Source organism: Paracidovorax sp. MALMAid1276 (assembly GCF_049198005.1).
Taxonomy (GTDB): Bacteria; Pseudomonadota; Gammaproteobacteria; order Burkholderiales; family Burkholderiaceae_C; genus Acidovorax.
On the sequence record NZ_JBMIRS010000193.1, the window covers coordinates 35,808 to 54,769 of the forward strand.

At 65.7% G+C, this 18,962-nt stretch carries 16 protein-coding genes; 14 read left to right on the forward strand and 2 right to left on the reverse strand.

Annotation, left to right across the window (positions count from 1 at the left end; all coding sequences use genetic code 11):
* The first annotated feature begins 37 nt into the window (after positions 1–37).
* Both dnaJ and ACOQFS_RS14190 read left to right on the forward strand, forming a co-directional pair.
* On the forward strand, positions 38–1,180 hold the full coding sequence (dnaJ, locus tag ACOQFS_RS14185; RefSeq protein WP_421563468.1) for a molecular chaperone DnaJ: 1,143 nt from the start codon (positions 38–40) through the stop codon (positions 1,178–1,180).
* 195 nt (positions 1,181–1,375) lie between these two features.
* Positions 1,376–2,740 carry an MBL fold metallo-hydrolase gene (locus ACOQFS_RS14190; RefSeq protein WP_421563469.1) on the forward strand — a complete coding sequence of 455 codons (1,365 nt, stop codon included), beginning with the start codon at positions 1,376–1,378 and terminating at the stop codon, positions 2,738–2,740.
* Positions 2,741–2,904: 164 nt separating this feature from the next.
* Here ACOQFS_RS14190 and ACOQFS_RS14195 read toward each other — a convergent pair whose 3' ends face one another.
* Both ACOQFS_RS14195 and ACOQFS_RS14200 read right to left on the reverse strand, forming a co-directional pair.
* Positions 2,905–4,131 (reverse strand): IPTL-CTERM sorting domain-containing protein, encoded by a 1,227-nt coding sequence (locus ACOQFS_RS14195; RefSeq protein WP_421563470.1) that lies wholly within the window; start codon positions 4,129–4,131, stop codon positions 2,905–2,907.
* A 23-nt stretch (positions 4,132–4,154) separates the two neighbouring features.
* Positions 4,155–5,033, reverse strand: coding sequence for a hypothetical protein (locus ACOQFS_RS14200; RefSeq protein ID WP_421563471.1), 879 nt, complete (start codon positions 5,031–5,033; stop codon positions 4,155–4,157).
* Positions 5,034–5,307: 274 nt separating this feature from the next.
* On the opposite strand from ACOQFS_RS14200, the gene ACOQFS_RS14205 reads away from it, so the two are divergent.
* The 12 genes from ACOQFS_RS14205 to accD all read left to right on the forward strand — a co-directional run bounded on the left by ACOQFS_RS14205 (position 5,308) and on the right by accD (position 18,836).
* On the forward strand, positions 5,308–6,285 hold the full coding sequence (locus tag ACOQFS_RS14205) for a LysR family transcriptional regulator (RefSeq protein WP_421563472.1): 978 nt from the start codon (positions 5,308–5,310) through the stop codon (positions 6,283–6,285).
* Positions 6,286–6,313: 28 nt separating this feature from the next.
* Positions 6,314–7,735: a 3-isopropylmalate dehydratase large subunit gene (gene leuC / locus ACOQFS_RS14210; RefSeq protein WP_421563473.1), complete on the forward strand. Its 1,422-nt coding sequence runs from the start codon at positions 6,314–6,316 to the stop codon at positions 7,733–7,735.
* A gap of 24 nt (positions 7,736–7,759) precedes the next feature.
* Positions 7,760–7,891: an entericidin A/B family lipoprotein gene (locus tag ACOQFS_RS14215; protein ID WP_421563474.1), complete on the forward strand. Its 132-nt coding sequence runs from the start codon at positions 7,760–7,762 to the stop codon at positions 7,889–7,891.
* Between the two features lie 9 nt (positions 7,892–7,900).
* Positions 7,901–8,551, forward strand: a complete 651-nt coding sequence (gene leuD, locus ACOQFS_RS14220) for a 3-isopropylmalate dehydratase small subunit (protein ID WP_421563475.1) — start codon at positions 7,901–7,903, stop codon at positions 8,549–8,551.
* Positions 8,552–8,631: 80 nt separating this feature from the next.
* On the forward strand, positions 8,632–9,714 hold the full coding sequence (gene leuB / locus ACOQFS_RS14225) for a 3-isopropylmalate dehydrogenase (RefSeq protein ID WP_421563476.1): 1,083 nt from the start codon (positions 8,632–8,634) through the stop codon (positions 9,712–9,714).
* Between the two features lie 406 nt (positions 9,715–10,120).
* Positions 10,121–11,251, forward strand: a complete 1,131-nt coding sequence (gene asd / locus ACOQFS_RS14230) for an aspartate-semialdehyde dehydrogenase (RefSeq protein WP_421563477.1) — start codon at positions 10,121–10,123, stop codon at positions 11,249–11,251.
* 300 nt (positions 11,252–11,551) lie between these two features.
* Positions 11,552–14,203 (forward strand): FimV/HubP family polar landmark protein, encoded by a 2,652-nt coding sequence (locus tag ACOQFS_RS14235; protein WP_421563478.1) that lies wholly within the window; start codon positions 11,552–11,554, stop codon positions 14,201–14,203.
* Positions 14,204–14,267: 64 nt separating this feature from the next.
* A complete protein-coding gene (truA, locus tag ACOQFS_RS14240) occupies positions 14,268–15,086 on the forward strand; it encodes a tRNA pseudouridine(38-40) synthase TruA (RefSeq protein ID WP_421563479.1) in 819 nt (272 codons plus the stop codon).
* Positions 15,083–15,841, forward strand: a complete 759-nt coding sequence (locus ACOQFS_RS14245) for a phosphoribosylanthranilate isomerase (RefSeq protein WP_421563480.1) — start codon at positions 15,083–15,085, stop codon at positions 15,839–15,841. Before truA ends, ACOQFS_RS14245 begins: the two co-directional genes overlap by 4 nt.
* Positions 15,819–17,096 (forward strand): tryptophan synthase subunit beta, encoded by a 1,278-nt coding sequence (gene trpB, locus ACOQFS_RS14250; RefSeq protein WP_421563481.1) that lies wholly within the window; start codon positions 15,819–15,821, stop codon positions 17,094–17,096. The genes ACOQFS_RS14245 and trpB overlap by 23 nt, the downstream gene beginning before the upstream one ends.
* The gene (trpA, locus tag ACOQFS_RS14255) at positions 17,093–17,914 is read left to right on the forward strand and encodes a tryptophan synthase subunit alpha (protein ID WP_421563482.1); all 822 of its coding nucleotides are present in this window, start codon (positions 17,093–17,095) and stop codon (positions 17,912–17,914) included. The genes trpB and trpA overlap by 4 nt, the downstream gene beginning before the upstream one ends.
* 49 nt (positions 17,915–17,963) lie before the next feature.
* Positions 17,964–18,836 carry an acetyl-CoA carboxylase, carboxyltransferase subunit beta gene (gene accD, locus ACOQFS_RS14260; RefSeq protein ID WP_421563483.1) on the forward strand — a complete coding sequence of 291 codons (873 nt, stop codon included), beginning with the start codon at positions 17,964–17,966 and terminating at the stop codon, positions 18,834–18,836.
* The last annotated feature ends 126 nt before the right edge of the window (positions 18,837–18,962 follow it).

Below are 18,962 nucleotides of genomic sequence, written 5' to 3' on the forward strand. Positions count from 1 at the left end.
GCGCGGCGTTCCTGTTCCAACCGGGTTCTGAATCACCATGTCCAAAAGAGACTTTTACGAAATCCTGGGTGTTCCGAAGAACGCCTCGGACGATGAAATCAAGAAGGCCTATCGCAAGCTGGCGATGAAGTACCACCCTGACCGCAATCAGGGGGACGCGGCCAAGACGGCGGAAGAGAAGTTCAAGGAGGCCAAGGAGGCCTACGAGATGCTCTCCGACCCGCAGAAGAAGGCCGCCTACGACCAGTACGGACACGCGGGCGTGGACCCCAACATGCGCGGCCCCGGTGCAGGCGCGGAAGGTTTTGGCGGCTTTGCCGAAGCCTTTGGCGACATCTTCGGCGACATGTTCGGCCAGCAGGGCGGGCGGGGGCGCGGTGCCGGTGGCCGCCAGGTGTACCGGGGCAGCGACCTCAGCTACGCCATGGAAGTCACGCTGGAAGAAGCCGCCCGCGGCAAGGATGCGCAGATCCGCATCCCGTCCTGGGACACCTGCGACACCTGCCATGGCAGCGGCGCCAAGCCCGGCACCAGCGCCAAGACCTGCGGCACCTGCCAGGGGGCAGGCACGGTGCAGATGCGCCAGGGCTTCTTCAGCGTGCAGCAGACCTGCCCGCACTGCCGGGGCACGGGCAAGATCATCCCCGAGCCGTGCACCACTTGCCACGGCCAGGGCAAGCTCAAGAAGCAAAAGACGCTGGAAGTGAAGATCCCTGCCGGCATCGACGACGGCATGCGCATCCGCTCCACCGGCAATGGCGAGCCCGGCACCAACGGCGGCCCGCCGGGTGACCTGTACATCGAGATCCGGCTGAAGAAGCACGACATCTTCGAGCGCGATGGCGACGACCTGCACTGCCAGGTGCCGGTGAGCTTCATCACGGCCGCCCTGGGCGGCGAGATCGAGGTGCCCACGCTCGCGGGGAAGGCGGCCATCGATATCCCTGAAGGCACCCAGGCCGGCAAGCAGTTCCGCCTGCGCGGCAAGGGCATCAAGGGCGTGCGCGCCAGCTATCCGGGCGACTTGTATTGCCACATCGCCGTAGAGACGCCCGTGAAGCTCACCGAGCACCAGCGCAAGCTGCTGCGCGAGCTGGAAGAATCGCTCAAGAAAGGCGGCTCGCGCCATTCGCCCAGCGGAGAAAGCTGGACGGACCGGCTGAAGAACCTGTTCAGCTGATCACGAAAACCCCCTGCACCGCCGCCAGTGCCGATCTCGGCCTGGCGGCTTTTTTTTGCCTGCAGGCGGCGCCGATGCAAAAATCCAGCCGAGCGCTTGATGGGCATCAAGCTGCGTGGATAGCTGCGTGGGCCACCCCCCTGTGCAACAGCACACCGCATACCATGGCCTCTGCACCACACGCAGGAGAATCGCATGGACGTGAGCATCACCTTTCTGGGCGGCGCCAGCACCGTCACCGGGTCCAAGTACCTCGTGCGCCACAACGGCAAAAGCATGCTGGTCGATTGCGGACTGTTTCAGGGCTACAAGCAGCTGCGGCTGCGCAACTGGCAGCCCCTGCCGCTGCCCCCCGGGCAGATCGACGCCGTGCTGCTCACGCATGCCCACCTGGACCACAGCGGCTACTTGCCGCTGCTTACGCGCGACGGCTACCACCGCGACATCCACACCACGCCCGGCACGCGCGACCTGTGCGCCATCCTGCTGCCCGACAGCGGGCATTTGCAGGAAGAGGACGCCGCGTTTCTAAACCGCCACCGGCTCAGCAGCCACACTCCGGCGCTACCGCTGTACACGCGACTGGATGCGCTGCACAGCCTCAAGCAGTTCAAGGTACACCCGCTGCACCACCGTTTCGATCCTTTGCCCGGTTGGCATGTCACGTTCTTCAATGCGGGCCACATCCTGGGCGCAGCCTGCGTGCTGCTGGAAGTGGGCGGGCGGCGCATCCTGTTGTCGGGCGACCTGGGCCGGCCCGACGATATGCTGATGAACCCGCCCGATGCCCCGCCCCAGGCCGACACAGTGCTGATCGAATCGACCTACGGCGACCGCGAGCATCCGCAGGAAGCCCTGCTTAACGAATTGGGGCCGGCCCTACAACGCCTGGCCACACGCGGCGGCGTGGCCGTGGTGCCGGTGTTTGCGGTGGGCCGCGCCCAGGTGGTTCTGCACGCCATTGGGCTGCTCAAGGCGCGGGGCGCCATCCCGGCCCACCTAAAGGTATTCCTGGACAGCCCCATGGCCGTCAGCACCACCGGGCTGTACCGACACCACCTGGGCGAGCACCGCCTGGACGCGCGCCAGGTGAACACGCTGGAGCACGGCGCCACCATGGTGCAGACACCGGAGCAATCCAAAGGCCTGGCGCGTCTGCATGGCCCAAGGGTGATCCTGGCGGCCAGTGGCATGGCGACAGGCGGGCGTGTGCTGCACCACCTGGCACTGCACGCGGGTGACCACCGCAACATGATCATCCTGACGGGCCACCAGGCGCCCGGGACCCGCGGCGGCCGCCTGGCCGAGGGAGAAAAGAGCATTCGCATCCATGGTCAGGATGTGGCGGTGCGCGCTGAAGTGGTGAAACTCAGCACCGCCTCGGCCCATGCCGATGGCAACCAGCTCGTCGCTTGGCTGCGTAGCATGGAACACGCGCCCGACCAGGTGTTTGTGGTGCATGGTGAGATGGCTGCGGCCGACCAGCTGCGCCAGCGCATCGGCCACGAACTGCGCTGTCGCGCAACGGTACCGGAACACGGCGCCACCCATTCCCTCTGAGCGTCTCACTCGCTGACGTCTGCACTGGAGACTAAGCCATGACTGAGAAACGCGAAAGCCTGGTCCCGCGCGGTGCTTCCTGCTGGTCCCCGGTGCTTACCACGTTCCCCTTGACTTGTCCGAGGCCCGACCCAGGGGAATACGGTCTCGCGAAGCGCGTGCGCCTACCGCAACGGCGGGACACCCCGGCGCCGCAGTTCCACCCACACCATGGCAAGGACTGCGATGGCCAGCAGCAGCTTGCCCCACTCCGACAATGTCGGAATGGACGCTGTGCCGACCAACACAGGCACAACAGGATCATCAATAAACCCCAACGCGTTGTTGGTATCGCCAACCCCGTTGTCCGTCAACGAATAGCTGAAACTCTTGCGGTCAGCGCTCAGGGTTGCACCAGGCACCGAAAACCAGCTCGACACTGCGGCACCGGGGGTTGCGGGCCCGTACTTGTACAGGACGGTGTTGGCAGGAAAAGCCTGGTCATACGTCACCGTGATGGTGACCACCGCACCGGCACCGCAGTTTGTGGACTTGAACTGGAACGCGGCGCCCTGAGCGATGCCAATTCCAGGCACTCCATTTCCAACGCTGGAGGGAGGCACGAAATCCTGGCTGGCGAAGGTGCAGCCCACGCCGCCGCCGGTCATGCTTGCATTTGCACCGTTGGCGTAGGAGGTGAGGTTCGTGTTCTGCGTATTGTTGCTTTGGGTGGCGTTGAAAAAAAACATCACGCCCTGCGCGTTGTTGGAGCTGACGCCGACCAAGGTGTTCAACACCACGGACGTCTCATGACCGACGTTGACCGACGCGGCTGCGCGATTGGCAATCCCGGTAGCGCAGTTCGAAAAGATCGACTGCGCGATGTCGATGGATGCGCCGCTTGCGCCCGCATCGACCAGGAGGCAGTTTTGCGCGTAGCCGGAAACGTCAACGCGATCGAGCACGACACGGGCGTTGGACGCCACCCGGATCCCGTTCTTGCCTACGCCACCGAAGCCATTGAGCCGCACATTGCGCAAGATCACCTGGCCCGCCGTAGGCAGATTGATCACGATGGAGTCACTCGAACTCACCCCGCCAAAAGCAGCCACCGTCCCGCCACCGCCATCAATGGTGATGGGCTTCGTGATGGTCAGCGTTGACGGCGCTATGACGTCGGTACTGCCATCCAGCGCTGCAGGGTCCAGAACACTGATTTCACCGCCCGACGCCGTTTTGGACAGTGCCCCGGCCACCGTCAGGCACGGCGCCGTGCGTGAGCACGGATTCGCATCGTCCCCTACGCCAGAGACCCAGGTACGGTCAGCCTGGGCATGGACTCCGCCCACCGCCAGCAAAAGCCAGGCAGCGAGCCACCAGGCCCGCCACCGCAAAGCGCACATTGGATTCATGGCCTCCTCCAAACCTGAGTGGGTCACCTGTTGGAGGCCGTGCCGGTAAAGACACCATTGGTGGTGTTGCCCTGGACCTGGTTATTTCCAAAGCTCGTCAAATTGCCTGTGCTGGTCGTTGTCACAGGCTTTTGCGGAGTACCGTCTGTGGTCTCGACTGCAGTGGACAACCCCAGAGCGTTGCCGAACACCGTAGAGTTGGCCACCTGCACCACCGCCCCCGATCCTGTGGACGTAATACCCGACACTTGGTTGAAGATCATGCGGGACCGCTCCACAGACACCGACGCCGGATTGTTCCCGCCCGGCTGGCTGGCAACAAACACGCCGTGCCCGTTGTTGCTCAACGCGCTGTCCAGCACCTCCACCAGCACGGTGGCCGAGGGCGACGAGGCATTAGGCACCACGAGCAGCCCGGCCCCGGAGAAATTGTCCACCCGCACGTTTTGCAGCCGCAGGCTTCTTCCGCTGTTAACACGAACACCGTGCGTGCCCAATGTGGGGCCCGCGCCGTTGATGGTCAGGTTTCGCAGTACCACGTTGTCAGTGGCGCCCGCGTTCACGATCACCCCAGTGGTGCCGCTGGCAAGAATACTTGCCACGATCCCGCCACCACCGTCGATCGTGATGGCCTTGGTGATTGTCACGGAGCCGTAGCCGCCTGGATCCAGCACGCTGATCTCGCCGCCCGCGGCGGTCTTGCTGATTGCTCCTGCAAACGTTTTGCATGGCGCGGTGCGCGAGCACGGGTTGGCGTCATCCCCTACGCCCGATACCCAGGTCCGTGTCGCCTGGGCCCACGATTGCGCAGGGGCTATCCACGCAGCAATACCCAAGACCACGGCACAGACCATGCTCCACCGTGCCCGCAACAATCCACCTGAAAAAACATTTCGCACCATTGGAATCTCCCACTCAGCGATAGCCCAGGGACAGCATCCGCCATCGACCCACAGTCGCGCGCTTATGCAGCCCAAGGTTTCGATTTCATCACAATTTTTTACAAAGGCAGTCGGAGAAATACACATCCCGGCCGCGTGCCATCGTCATCAGAGACCCCTCCCATCGCAAGCCACTCCCAAGTTTGTCATCGTGCCCTGCGTGCACAAACAAGAAAGTCCAATAAAATTTTGCACAGCCATCTATTTTCGAGATGCCTAGTAGTCCCTTCCTTCCATGAAAAGCTCAGAGCGCAGTTTCGCGCGCCGCATAGACCTGACCTCGCTGCAATTGTTTGTGGCGGTGTGCGAGCTGGGCAGCATCGGCCGAGCGGCGGAGCGGGAATTCATCGCGGCATCGGCCGTCAGCAAGCGGCTGTCGGACCTGGAAACCGCCGTGGACACGGCGCTGCTGTACCGCCACAGCCGGGGCGTGACGCTGACCCCGGCGGGCGAGAGCCTGCTGCACCATGCACGCACCGTGCTGTTTGGCCTGGAGCGCATGCAGGGCGAGCTGAGTGAATACGCCGACGGTGTGCGCGGCCATGTGCGCATGCACGCCAACATCTCGGCCATCTTCCAGTTTCTGCCCGAAGACCTGGGCGCGTTTGCTCGCCAGCACAGCCAGATCAAGATCGACCTGCAGGAGCACCTCTCTAGCGACGTGCTGCACGCCGTGCAGGAAGGCGCGGCGGACCTGGGCATCTGCAACGTGGGCATGGCCAGTGCGGGGGGCACCACCGCCCTGCAAAGCCGCCCGTACCGCGCGGATAGTTTGGTGCTTGTTGTGCCCTCTGGGCACGCCCTGTCTGCCCAGGCAGCTATCCATTTTGAAGAGGTGCTGGACTGGGACATCGTCGGCCTGCATGCCAACAGCAGCATCAGTCTGGCCATGCGCGCGGCCGCAGCCGCTGCTGGGCGCCCCCTGCGCCAGCGTATCCAGGTCACGGGGCTTGACGCCATGTGCCGCATGATCGACAACGGCCTGGGCGTGGGCCTGCTGCCCGACCGCGCGTTTGCGCTGATGCGCGGCGTGGGCAAGCTGCAGGCGGTGCCGCTGACAGACGCCTGGGCGCAGCGCGAGCTGCGGGTGGTGGCCCGCGACTTCGACGCCCTGCCCGTCACGGCGCGTTTGCTGGTGGAACACCTTGCTCCGCGCCCTGAGCCGGACTCGGCACAACCCGCCCCCGACACTAAAATCCAATCCCCCACCTGACAGCCCGAAAGCAGAAAGAAAGCACGCCATGGGACGCACGCTGTACGACAAGATCTGGGACGAGCACGTCGTCCACACCGAGGAAGACGGCACGTCCATCCTCTACATCGACCGGCACCTGGTGCACGAGGTCACCAGCCCGCAGGCGTTCGAAGGTCTGCGCGAGGCAGGGCGCAAGGTCTGGCGCATGAGCTCCATCGTCGCCACGGCCGACCACAACACCCCCACCACCGGCTGGGAACACGGTTATGACGGCATCACCGACCCGATCAGCAAGGAACAGATCACCACGCTGAACGACAACATCGCCACCATCACGCCCGCGGCTTTCTTCCCCTTCATGCACAAGCGCCAGGGCATCGTGCACGTGATCGGCCCCGAGAACGGCGCCACCCTGCCCGGCATGACGGTGGTGTGCGGCGACAGCCACACCAGCACGCACGGCGCGTTCGGCGCGCTGGCCCACGGCATCGGCACCTCCGAGGTCGAGCATGTGATGGCCACGCAGACCCTGCTGGCCAAGAAGGCCAAGAACATGCTGGTGCAGGTGGACGGCACGCTCGCCCCCGGCGTCACGCCCAAGGACGTGGTGCTGGCCATCATCGGCAAGATCGGCACGGCGGGTGGCACCGGCTACACCATCGAATTTGCAGGCTCTGTCTTCCGCGCCATGAGCATGGAAGGCCGCATGACGGTGTGCAACATGGCCATCGAAGGCGGCGCACGCGCGGGCCTGGTGGCGGTCGACGACAAGACCATCGACTACGTGAAGGGCCGCCCCCTGTCGCCCACGGGCGTGGAGTGGGACCAGGCCGTGGCGTACTGGAAGACGCTGCACTCCGACGCCGACGCGCAATTCGACACCGTGGTCAAGCTCGACGCGGCCGAGATCGTGCCGCAGGTCACCTGGGGCACCAGCCCCGAAATGGTGCTGGGCGTGGACGCCCGCGTGCCCGACCCCGACAAGGAAAAGGACGGCAACAAGCGCGGTGCCATCGAACGCGCGCTGACCTACATGGGCCTCACGCCGGGCAAGCCGATCAACGACATCACCATCGACAAGGTGTTCATCGGCAGCTGCACCAACAGCCGGATCGAAGACATGCGCGAAGCCGCCGCCGTGGTGAAGAACCTGGGCCGCAAGGTGGCCAGCAACGTGAAGCTGGCCATGGTGGTGCCCGGCTCGGGGCTGGTCAAAGAACAGGCCGAGCGCGAGGGCCTGGACCAGATCTTCAAGGCCGCCGGCTTTGAGTGGCGCGAGCCCGGCTGCAGCATGTGCCTGGCCATGAATGCCGACCGCCTGGAGCCCGGCGAGCGCTGCGCCAGCACCAGCAACCGCAATTTCGAAGGCCGCCAGGGTGCAGGTGGCCGCACCCACCTCGTCAGCCCCGCGATGGCTGCCGCCGCCGCCGTGCACGGCCACTTCGTGGACATTCGTCAATTTGCCTGATCGCCAACCTCCAAGGAGCCCATCATGAACAACAAGACTGTCGCCTTCATCGCTCTCGCGCTGGCTTTTGTGCTGGCCGGATGCAACACCGTCAAGGGCGTCGGCCAGGACGTGCAGCGCGCAGGCGGCGCCCTCGAGCGCGCAGCCAACAAGTAACGGCACGCCATGCAGAAATTCACCGTGCACAAGGGCCTGGTGGCCCCGATGGACCGCGAGAACGTCGATACCGACGCCATCATCCCCAAGCAGTTCCTCAAGTCGATCAAGAAGACGGGCTTTGGCCCCAACCTGTTTGATGAGTGGCGTTATTTGGACAAGGGCGAGCCCGGCATCCCCGAGAGCCAGCGCAAGCCCAACCCCGACTTCGTGCTGAACCAGCCGCGCTACCAGGGCGCCAGCATCCTGATCGCGCGCAAGAACTTTGGCTGCGGCTCCAGCCGCGAGCACGCGCCCTGGGCGCTGGACCAGTTCGGCTTTCGCGCCATCATCGCGCCCAGCTTTGCCGACATCTTCTTCAACAACTGCTTCAAGAACGGCCTCTTGCCCATCGTGCTGCCCGAGGCCACCGTGGCCCAGCTGTTCGACGAAGTGGCGGCCTTCCCGGGCTACCAGCTCACCATCGACCTGGAGCGCCAGGTGGTGGTGCGGCCGCAAGGCGAGGAGATCCCGTTCGACGTGATCGCCTTCCGCAAGTACTGCCTGCTCAACGGCTTTGACGACATCGGCCTGACCCTGCGCCAGTCGGACAAGATCAAGGCCTTTGAAGCGCAGCGCCTGGCCACCAAGCCGTGGCTGGCGCACACCATGGTGTCCTGAACCAAAATTTCAGGTCAAATTAGCCTTCAGCGCTTACTGGATAAGCGCTGACAGCTATCATTTTTGAAAAGCATTACGTCATGAAAATTGCAGTGTTGCCGGGTGACGGCATTGGCACCGAAATCGTCGCCGAGGCCGTCAAGGTCCTGGAAGTGCTGGACTTGAAGTTCGAGATGGAGTCCGCCCTGGTCGGCGGCACCGCCTACGAAGCCCACGGCCACCCGCTGCCCGAGTCCACCCTGAAGCTCGCCAAGGAGGCCGACGCCATCCTGTTCGGCGCCGTGGGCGACTGGAAGTACGACAAGCTTGACCGCCCCCTGCGCCCCGAGCAGGCCATCCTGGGCCTGCGCAAGAACCTGGGCCTGTTTGCCAACTTCCGCCCCGCCATTTGCTACGAGCAATTGGTGGGCGCATCGAGCCTCAAGCCCGAGCTGATTGCGGGCCTCGACATCCTCATCATCCGTGAGCTGACGGGCGACATCTACTTCGGCCAGCCCCGCGGCCGCCGCACTGCGGTGGACGGCCACTTCCCCGGCGCCGACGAAGCCTTCGACACCATGCGCTACAGCCGCCCCGAGGTGGAGCGCATCGCCCACGTCGCCTTCCAGGCCGCGCGCAAGCGCAACAAGAAGGTCACCAGCGTGGACAAGGCCAATGTGCTCGAAACCTTCCAGTTCTGGAAGGACGTGGTCACCGACGTGCACAAGGAATACCCGGATGTCGAACTGCAGCACATGTATGTGGACAACGCCGCCATGCAGCTCGTCAAGGCGCCCAAGGCGTTTGACGTGGTGGTCACCGGCAACATGTTCGGCGACATCCTGAGTGACGAAGCCTCGATGCTCACGGGCTCCATCGGCATGCTGCCCAGTGCCAGCCTGAACAGCAGCAACCAGGGCCTGTACGAGCCCAGCCACGGCAGCGCGCCCGACATCGCCGGCAAGGGCGTGGCCAACCCGCTGGCCACCATCCTGAGTGCGGCGATGATGCTGCGCTTCAGCCTGAACCAGGAAGCCGCCGCCCAGCGCATCGAGGCCGCCGTGCAAGCGGTGCTGGCCCAGGGCCTGCGCACGCCCGACATCTACAGCGACGGCACCACCAAGGTGGGCACGGCGCAGATGGGTGATGCGGTGGTGAAGGCGCTGTCGGCACAACAAGCGTAGCCCGACGCGGGAAGTCCAAGAAAGCGCCGCCGTTGCGGCGCTTTTTTCATGGAGCGCTGGCCTGCCGATCTCGGCCTGCGCCTCGCCCTCTGTCTCCAGAAAACATCGGAAAACCCTGGAACAGCGAGCAAAACCGGCGAAAAGCAGCTTGCACTCCGCGAGGCAGCTGCGCCACCAAGCTTATCCGCTACAATTGCGCCCTATGTTTGCCGCCCGCCCGTTCGTCCTGAACACCGCAACTGCCGCCCTGGCAGGCGTGGCTGTGCGCGCAATCACCACCAAAACCACGACCATTAAGGGCTGACCCAGCTCCGGTATCGTCGTGCGCCCTCCCTGGCCCTGACGAGCCGGGGCAGAAGTCAGTCCCGGTCGGGCACTGTTTCTTACACTGAAAAGGGGCGTTGAGATGAGCAAGTTGGTAGGGTTGGTCGGCTGGCGCGGCATGGTCGGCTCGGTCCTGATGGACCGCATGGAACAAGAGAAGGACTTCGATCTGATCGAACCCATGTTCTTCTCCACCTCGAACGCTGGCGGCAAGGCGCCCGCCCAGGCCAAGAACGAAACCACGCTGCAGGACGCGTTCAACATCGAGCAGCTCAAGCGCTGCGAGATCATCATCACGGCCCAGGGCGGCGACTACACCAACGAGGTCTACCCCAAGCTGCGCGCCGCGGGCTGGAACGGCCACTGGATCGACGCCGCGTCGGCCCTGCGCATGGACAAGAACGCGGTCATCGTGCTCGACCCGGTCAACATGCCCGTGATCAAGAACGCCTTGGCCAACGGCGGCAAGGACTGGATCGGCGGCAACTGCACCGTGAGCTGCATGCTGATGGGCGTGGGCGCGCTGTACAAGGCCGGTCTCGTCGAGTGGATGAGCACCCAGACCTACCAGGCGGCATCGGGCGGTGGCGCGCAGCACATGCGCGAGCTGCTCACGCAGTACGGCACGCTGAATGCCGAAGTCGCCGACCTGCTCCACGACCCCAAGAGCGCCATCCTGGAGATCGACCGCAAGGTCATCGCCAAGCAGCGCGCGCTGACCGGCGCAGAGACGGCCAACTTCGGTGTGCCACTGGGGGGCTCGCTGATTCCCTGGATCGACAAGGACCTGGGCAATGGCATGTCCAAGGAAGAGTGGAAGGGCATGGCCGAGACCAACAAGATCCTGGGCCAGGGCGAAGGATTCGACTCTGCCGCCGTGCCGGTGGACGGCTTCTGCGTGCGCGTGGGCGCCATGCGCTGCCACAGCCAGGCCCTGACCTTCAAGCTCAGGAAGGACGTGCCCCTGGCGGACATCGAAGCCATGATCGCTGCCGACAACGAGTGGGTGAAGGTGGTGCCCAACACGCGTGAGGCCACCATCCAGGACCTGACACCCGTGGCCGTCACCGGCACCATGACCATTCCCGTGGGCCGCATTCGCAAGCTGGCCATGGGCCCTGAGTATGTGGGCGCCTTCACGATCGGCGATCAGCTGCTGTGGGGCGCTGCCGAACCGCTGCGCCGCATGCTGCGCATCCTGCTGGACGCCTGACGGCCGACGGCCCAGCCCTGAAAAGCGCGCACGATCCACCAAGGTCGTGCGCGCTTTTTTGCAGCCAACGTCTTGACACACCCGGTTACGGGTCGTTGGCAATTGGCAACAATCAATTGCCCCAACTTGGGGCGACGAGCGGCCGCTCAAAGCTTCGGCGCTACCTCAGCTTGTCAGTGCAAAACATTGATGCTATGGTGCTTTTTACATATTTTCACGCGCCGGGGCGGGGATCAGACCATGAGAGAAACTGCACCGCTCGTCCGAGCCGCAAAAAATCCTAATCAGTTATTGGCAAACATGCATCGTTGGAAATTTTCTGCGCTCGCGGCTGCGGCCGTTGTGTCGGCCGGCTTTTATGCTGGTGACGCAGCCGCTCTGGCCCTGGGCCGCATCACTGTGCAGTCTGCCTTGGGCGAGCCTCTGCGCGCCGAGATCGACCTTCCCCAGATCACCCCCGCCGAAGCCGACACCCTGCGCGCCACAGCCGCTTCGCCAGAGACCTTCCGCGCGCAGGGAATGGAATACACGCAGACGATGAACAGCCTGCAGATCCAGCTGCAGCGCCGAGCAGACGGCACAGCGGTGCTGCGGCTGACCAGCGATCGCCCTGTGAACGAGCCTTTCCTGGACCTGGTGCTCGACGCCAACTGGGGCACGGGCCGCATCGTGCGCAGCTACACCATGCTGTTCGATCCGCCCTCGCTGCGCCGCCCGGCGCCTGCAGTCACGGCGTCGCCGCAGATCACGGCACCCGCAGCAGCCCAGCCAGCCCCCACCGCCCGCGCCGCAGCCCCCGCGCCGACCCCGGCCCCGGCACGCAGCGAAGTTGCAGCCGCGCCACCAGCCCCGCGCCCGGCAGCAGCACCCCGAGCGGCGCCGGCCGATGGCGTGACGGTTCAGGCCGGCGACACCGCAGGCCGCATTGCCAATGCCTACCGCCCCGCCGATGTGTCGCTGGACCAGATGCTGGTCGCGATGATGCGCGCCAACCCCGATGCGTTCATCCAGGGCAACGTGAACCGTCTCAAGGCCGGCGCCGTGCTGCAGATGCCCGACCAGGCTGCCGCACGCGCAACACCTGCCCCAGAAGCGCGGCAGATCATGTCCGCACAGGCGCGCGACTTCAACGAATTCCGCCGCAAGCTTGCGGGCGCAGCGCCCTCCACCGAGGTGGCCGCCGCACAGCGCTCGGCCACGGGTACCGTGCAGACCCGCGTGGAGGACCGCAAACCCGCCACCGCAGCACCCGACAAGCTCACCCTGTCCAAGGGCACCGTCACCGGCCAGAAGGCTGCGGAAGACCAGGTGGCCCGCGACAAGCAAGCCAGCGAAGCCGCCACGCGCATGGCCGAGCTGTCGAAGAACATCACGGATCTGAACAAGCTCGGCGCGGCCTCCGCCCCCTCGGGCGGTGCAGCGGCACCTGCGGCCGCCGGTGCCGCCAGCGCGCCGGCAGGCGTTGCCGTGCAAACGCCAGCCGTTCCCGCCACACCCACCGCACCGGCAGCCCCTGATGCGCCGGCATCCGCACCCGAAGCCTCCGCCAGTGCCCCTGGCGAGGCCACGCCCGCCGCCCAGGCGGCTTCCGAAGCCGCTTCTGCGCCTTCACCCGCCCCGGCTCCGGTGCCTGTCCCCGCACCTGTCCCCGCCGAGGAACCCGGCTTCATGTCGGGCCTGATGGACGACCCGCTGCTGCCCCTCGCAGGTGGCGGCTTGCTGGCCCTGTTGCTGGGCTACGGCGCCTACCGCGTTGTGCAGCGCCGCCGCCAGAACGCGGGCGTGGACAGCTCCTTCCTTGAAAGCCGCATCCAGCCCGATTCCTTCTTTGGCGCCAGCGGCGGCCAGCGTGTGGACACCGCCAACAGCGAAATGACCACAGGCTCGTCCATGGCCTACTCCCCCAGCCAGCTGGATGCCGGTGGCGATGTGGACCCCGTGGCCGAGGCCGACGTCTACCTGGCCTACGGCCGCGACCTGCAGGCGGAAGAGATCCTGAAGGAGGCGATCCGCCACAACCCGGCGCGGGTGTCGGTGTACGTCAAACTCGGCGAAATCTACGCCAAGCGCCAGGACCGCAAGGCCCTGGAGGCGGTGGCTGGCGATGTGTTCCGGCTGACCCAGGGCGAAGGCCCTGACTGGGCGCGCATCGCCGAGCTGGGCCGCGACCTCGACCCGGAAAACCGTCTGTACCAGCCCGGCGGACGCCCCGGCATGGGCGATGACGAGTACCCATCGCAACCCCCGGGCGGCTTCCCCAGCACCTACACGGGTGCGGCAGCCGGTGCCGGTGCCGGCGCTGCGGCAGCCGCGCTGCCACCCGACCTTGATCTCGACCTCGACCTCGACCTGCCCGACGATGCCCTGACCGATGCGCCGCCGGCGGCACCCGGTGGCTTTGCAGCCGCCGCAGCAGCCGCCGCCGCAGCGACACCCACCCCTGCGCAGGCCGACGACGACGAACCCGCAACGCTGCGTCCCGGCCTGGACCTGCCCGACGTGCCCGCCGCCGCAGACCCCGAGTGGAACGCACAGGACACATCGCCAAGCCCCATGGTGGCCCCGCCACCGGTGGCGGACCTGGATTTCCCGGTCGACGACCTGAGCATGGCACCTTCCGGCCCCATGCCGTTGTCCATGCACCCCAAGGACTCCAGCCCCATGGAATTCGACCTGGGCGAGCTGTCGCTGGACCTGAACGCGCCCTCCACCCCCATGGCGGCGCCCGCTGCCAAGGCGGCACCGGCGCCCGTGCCCGTGCTGGAAGACGATGCCGACGACGGCACGGCCGCCGCGCAGGACGACCCCCTGGCCACCAAGCTAGCGCTTGCCGAAGAATTCAACGCGATCGGCGATACCGACGGTGCGCGCACACTGGTCGAAGAGGTGGTGGCCGAATCCAGCGGCGCCCTGAAGACCCGGGCCCAGCGCATGCTGGCCGAACTGGGCTGATGCGAGCCCCCAAGCTGCGCAAGCGTTCGACAGCCTGCCCCGCCACCTTGCCCCGGGCCACCCCATGAGGGTGGCCTTGGGTGTGAGCTACAGCGGTAGCGCCTACAGCGGCTGGCAAAGCCAGCTGTCTGGCAACACCATTCAAGACAAACTCGAAGCGGCCCTGGGCCGCTTTGCTACGCACGCCGTCAGCACGCTGTGTGCCGGGCGCACGGACGCCGGGGTGCATGGCCTGATGCAGGTGGTGCACTTCGACACGCACCTGCAGCGGCCACCCGCGTCGTGGGTGCGCGGCACCAACACCTTCCTGCCTGCAGACATCGCCGTCCAGTGGGCTCAGGAGGTTCCGGACAGCTTCCATGCGCGCGGCAGCGCCGTGGCGCGGCGTTATGCCTACGTGCTGCTGCAGTCGCCCGTGCGCCCCAGCGTGGATGCGGGGCGTGTGGGCTGGGTCTACCGCCCGCTGAACCTTGCCGCCATGCGCGAGGCAGCCGGATTCTTGTTGGGCGAGCACGACTTCACCTCGTTCCGCGCGTCGGCCTGTCAGGCCAAGACCCCCGTGAAGACGCTGCAGCGCATCGACATCTCACAGCGCGGCCTGAGCGCGCCCCACCCGGAGCTGGGCTGGAGCCCCTGCTACTGGCGCTTCGAGTTCGAGGCCAACGCCTTCCTGCATCACATGATCCGCAACATCATGGGCTGCCTGATCACCGTGGGCCAGGGCGACCAGCCACCCGAGTGGATGCAGCAGGTGCTGCAGGCGCGTTCGCGCAAGGTGGCGGCCCCCACGTTCTCGCCGGACGGGCTGTACTTTCAAGGCCCCGTCTACCGCCCCGAGTGGGGCTTGCCCGAGCGCACGGCTGCGTATGATTGGCTGCCATGACAGCCACCGCCCCTGCCCAGCCCGCCCTCCCCTCGACCCGAACGCGCATCAAGATCTGCGGACTCACGCGCGAGCAGGACGTGGATGCGGCCGTTGCGGCCGGGGCCGACGCGCTGGGCTTCGTGCTGTACGCGCCCAGCCCCCGAGCCGTCACGGTGGAACGCGCAGCCCAGCTGGCCCGGCGCCTTCCGCCCTTCGTCACGCCCGTGCTGCTGGTAGTCAATGAATCTGCTACCAATGTGATAGCTGCCAGCGCTTTGATACCAAGCGCTACCATCCAATTTCATGGTGATGAATCCCCCGAGGACTGCTGGAATGCCACCGGGCAGGGCGCGCGGCCCTACCTGCGCGCGGCGCGGATTCCCCTGGGTGACGGTGCGGCGCAGTTTGACCTCGTAAAATACGCGCTCGATTATTCCCACGCCCAGGCCATCCTGCTCGACGCCCATGTCGAAGGTTATGGCGGCGGCGGCAAGGCATTCAATTGGTCACTCCTTCCACCAAGCGTCGGCTCTCACCTCGTTTTGTCTGGTGGACTCACGCCTGCAAACGTGACCGATGGCATTTTGCAAGTCCGCCCGCGTTGCACCACGCTGGCGGTTGATGTGAGCTCCGGCGTCGAAGCCGATGGCCCGGATGGCAAACCCATCAAGGGCATCAAGGACGCCGACAAGATCCAACGCTTCGTAGCCGCCGTGCGCGCGGCCGACGCACAACTTGCAAAGAACCCGCATGAATTCCTATCAGCAACCTGATGCTTCGGGCCATTTCGGCTCCTATGGCGGCAGTTTCGTCAGTGAAACCCTCACCCACGCGATTGCCCAGCTGCGCGAGGCCTACGCCCGCTACCAGAACGACCCCGAGTTCCTCGCGGAATTCGAATACGAACTCAAGCACTTCGTGGGCCGCCCTTCGCCCGTGTACCACGCGGCGCGCACCAGCCGCGAACTCGGCGGCGCGCAGATCTACCTCAAGCGCGAAGACCTCAACCACACCGGCGCCCACAAGATCAACAACGTGATCGGCCAGGCGATGCTGGCCAAGCGCATGGGCAAGCCGCGCGTGATTGCCGAGACGGGCGCGGGCCAGCACGGTGTGGCCACGGCCACCATCTGCGCGCGCTACGGGCTGGAGTGCGTGGTCTACATGGGCAGCGAAGATGTCAAGCGCCAAAGCCCCAACGTGTTCCGCATGAAGCTGCTGGGCGCCACTGTGGTGCCGGTCGAGTCGGGCAGCAAGACGCTGAAAGACGCGCTGAACGAGGCCATGCGCGACTGGGTGGCCAATGTGGACAACACCTTCTACATCATCGGCACCGTCGCAGGCCCGCACCCCTACCCCATGATGGTGCGCGACTTCCAGAGCGTGATTGGCAAGGAATCCATCGAACAGATGCCCCCCATGCTGGCCGCGCAGAAGATTGCCGCAGAGCAGCCCGATGCCGTGATCGCCTGCGTGGGCGGCGGCAGCAATGCCATGGGCATCTTCCACCCCTACATCCCGTTTGAAAAGACGCGCCTGATCGGCGTGGAAGCCGCGGGCGAGGGCCTGGACAGCGGCAAGCATTCCGCCAGCCTGCAGCGCGGCAGCAGCGGCGTGCTGCACGGCAACCGCACCTTCATCCTGCAGGACGCCAACGGCCAGATCACCGAAACGCACAGCATCAGCGCGGGCCTGGACTACCCCGGCGTGGGCCCCGAGCACGCCTGGCTGCAGGAGATCGGCCGCGCCGAATACGTGGGCATCACCGACCAGGAGGCGCTGGCCGCCTTCCACTTCCTGTGCCGCACCGAAGGCATCATCCCCGCGCTTGAATCGAGCCACGCGTTTGCCTATGCGATGAAGCTGGCCAAGACCATGCGCCCGGACCAGTCCATCCTGGTCAACCTCTCGGGCCGGGGCGACAAGGACATCGGCACCGTGGCCGACCTGTCGGGTGAGGATTTCTACGACCGGCCGTCCATGCGCGGCCTGACTGTCAAGGGCGCCGCAGGAGACGCCAAGCCATGAGCCGCATTGCCACCACTTTCGAACAGCTGAAGGCCCAGGGCCGCAAGGCGCTGATCCCCTACGTCACCGCAGGCTTCCCGTTTGCCGACATCACCCCCGCGCTCATGCACGGCATGGTCGAGGCCGGTGCCGACGTGATCGAGCTGGGCGTGCCCTTCTCCGACCCCATGGCCGACGGCCCGGTGATCCAGAAGGCCGGTGAAAAGGCGCTGGGCCTGGGCGTGGGCATGGTGCAGGTGCTCGACCACGTGCGCGAATTCCGCAAGCGCAACAGCACCACGCCCGTGGTGCTGATGGGCTATGCCAACCCCGTGGAGCGCTACGACCAGGTCCATGGTGAGGGCGCCTTCGTGCGCGACAGCGCCGCTGCAGGTGTCGACGGCGTGCTGATCGTGGACTACCCGCCCGAGGAGTGCGAAGCCTTCGCCGCCAGCCTGCGTGCGCACGGCATGGACCTGATCTTCCTGCTGGCCCCCACCTCGACCGACGAGCGCATGGCCCAGGTGGCGCGCGTGGCCAGCGGCTACGTGTACTACGTCTCGCTCAAGGGCGTGACCGGTTCGGGCGCACTCGACACCGCGGCCGTGGAGCAGATGCTGCCGCGCATCCGCCAGCATGTGCACATCCCCGTGGGTGTCGGATTCGGCATCCGCGACGCGGCCACGGCCCAGGCCATCGGCCGCGTGGCGGACGCGGTGGTCATCGGCAGCCGCATCATCCAGCTGATCGAAGACCAGGAGCACGCCAAGGTCGTGCCCCTGACCATCGACTTCCTGCGCGGCATCCGCAAGGCGCTCGATACCGCCCCCAACGCATAATGCAGCCCGGCGCGGCCCCACCGGGCTGCGCCACTTCAAGGAGAACACCATGTCCTGGCTCGAAAAACTTCTGCCCTCCAAGATCCAACAGACCGACCCGACCGAGCGCCGCCAGGTGCCCGAGGGCCTGTGGACCAAGTGCCCGAGCTGTGAAACGGTGCTCTACAAGACCGACCTGGAGCAAAACCAGAACGTCTGCCCCCACTGCAGCCACCACCACCGCATTGGCGCCCGCGCCCGCTTGAACGCGTTTCTGGACGCCGAAGGCCGCTACGAGATCGGCCAGGAAGTACTGCCCGTGGACGCCCTCAAGTTCAAGGACAGCCGCAAATACCCCGAGCGCCTGAAGGAAGCCCTGGAAAACACCAGCGAGACGGATGCCCTCATCGTCATGGGCGGCGCGGTCAAGAGCATCAACGTGGTGGCGGCCTGTTTTGAATTCGACTTCATGGGCGGCTCCATGGGCTCCGTGGTGGGCGAGCGCTTCGTGCGCGGCGTGGAGACCGCCATCGAGCAGAAGGTGCCCTTCATCTGCTTCACCGCCACGGGTGGCGCGCGCATGCAGGAAGGCCTGCTCAGCCTGATGCAGATGGCCAAGACCAACGCCGCCCTCACCCGTCTGGCCAAGAAGGGCCTGCCCTACATCAGCGTGCTCACCGACCCGACCATGGGTGGCGTCTCCGCCGGCTTTGCCTTTGTGGGCGACATCGTGATCGCCGAACCCAAGGCGCTGATCGGCTTTGCCGGCCCGCGTGTGATCGAATCCACTGTGCGCGTGACCCTGCCCGAGGGCTTCCAGCGTGCCGAATTCCTGCAGACCAAGGGCGCGGTCGACTTCATCTGCGACCGCCGCGAGCTGCGCAATACCGTGGCCAGCAGCCTGGCCATGCTGCAGCGCCTGCCGGCCGACGCGGTGATGTAGGCCCTCCGCGAGAGCGGTGGTCTGGAACGGCGCCCGCGATGGCGCCGCTTCTTTTTTGATAGCTATCAACGCTTACCAGATAAGCGCTGAAGCGATATTTTGCAGAAAAATTCGCTGGCTCAGCCT

What these genes read in the sequence shown, in the direction of transcription:
- accD (WP_421563483.1), top strand. Translation starts at nt 17,964, where the DNA reads ATGTCCTGGCTCGAAAAACTTCTGCCCTCCAAGATCCAACAGACCGAC.
- ACOQFS_RS14245 (WP_421563480.1), top strand. Translation starts at nt 15,083, where the DNA reads ATGACAGCCACCGCCCCTGCCCAGCCCGCCCTCCCCTCGACCCGAACG.
- truA (WP_421563479.1), top strand. Translation starts at nt 14,268, where the DNA reads ATGAGGGTGGCCTTGGGTGTGAGCTACAGCGGTAGCGCCTACAGCGGC.
- ACOQFS_RS14195 (WP_421563470.1), bottom strand. Translation starts at nt 4,131, where the DNA reads ATGAATCCAATGTGCGCTTTGCGGTGGCGGGCCTGGTGGCTCGCTGCC.
- trpA (WP_421563482.1), top strand. Translation starts at nt 17,093, where the DNA reads ATGAGCCGCATTGCCACCACTTTCGAACAGCTGAAGGCCCAGGGCCGC.
- trpB (WP_421563481.1), top strand. Translation starts at nt 15,819, where the DNA reads ATGAATTCCTATCAGCAACCTGATGCTTCGGGCCATTTCGGCTCCTAT.
- leuD (WP_421563475.1), top strand. Translation starts at nt 7,901, where the DNA reads ATGCAGAAATTCACCGTGCACAAGGGCCTGGTGGCCCCGATGGACCGC.
- ACOQFS_RS14205 (WP_421563472.1), top strand. Translation starts at nt 5,308, where the DNA reads ATGAAAAGCTCAGAGCGCAGTTTCGCGCGCCGCATAGACCTGACCTCG.
- ACOQFS_RS14200 (WP_421563471.1), bottom strand. Translation starts at nt 5,033, where the DNA reads ATGGTGCGAAATGTTTTTTCAGGTGGATTGTTGCGGGCACGGTGGAGC.
- ACOQFS_RS14215 (WP_421563474.1), top strand. Translation starts at nt 7,760, where the DNA reads ATGAACAACAAGACTGTCGCCTTCATCGCTCTCGCGCTGGCTTTTGTG.
- dnaJ (WP_421563468.1), top strand. Translation starts at nt 38, where the DNA reads ATGTCCAAAAGAGACTTTTACGAAATCCTGGGTGTTCCGAAGAACGCC.
- ACOQFS_RS14235 (WP_421563478.1), top strand. Translation starts at nt 11,552, where the DNA reads ATGCATCGTTGGAAATTTTCTGCGCTCGCGGCTGCGGCCGTTGTGTCG.
- ACOQFS_RS14190 (WP_421563469.1), top strand. Translation starts at nt 1,376, where the DNA reads ATGGACGTGAGCATCACCTTTCTGGGCGGCGCCAGCACCGTCACCGGG.
- leuC (WP_421563473.1), top strand. Translation starts at nt 6,314, where the DNA reads ATGGGACGCACGCTGTACGACAAGATCTGGGACGAGCACGTCGTCCAC.
- leuB (WP_421563476.1), top strand. Translation starts at nt 8,632, where the DNA reads ATGAAAATTGCAGTGTTGCCGGGTGACGGCATTGGCACCGAAATCGTC.
- asd (WP_421563477.1), top strand. Translation starts at nt 10,121, where the DNA reads ATGAGCAAGTTGGTAGGGTTGGTCGGCTGGCGCGGCATGGTCGGCTCG.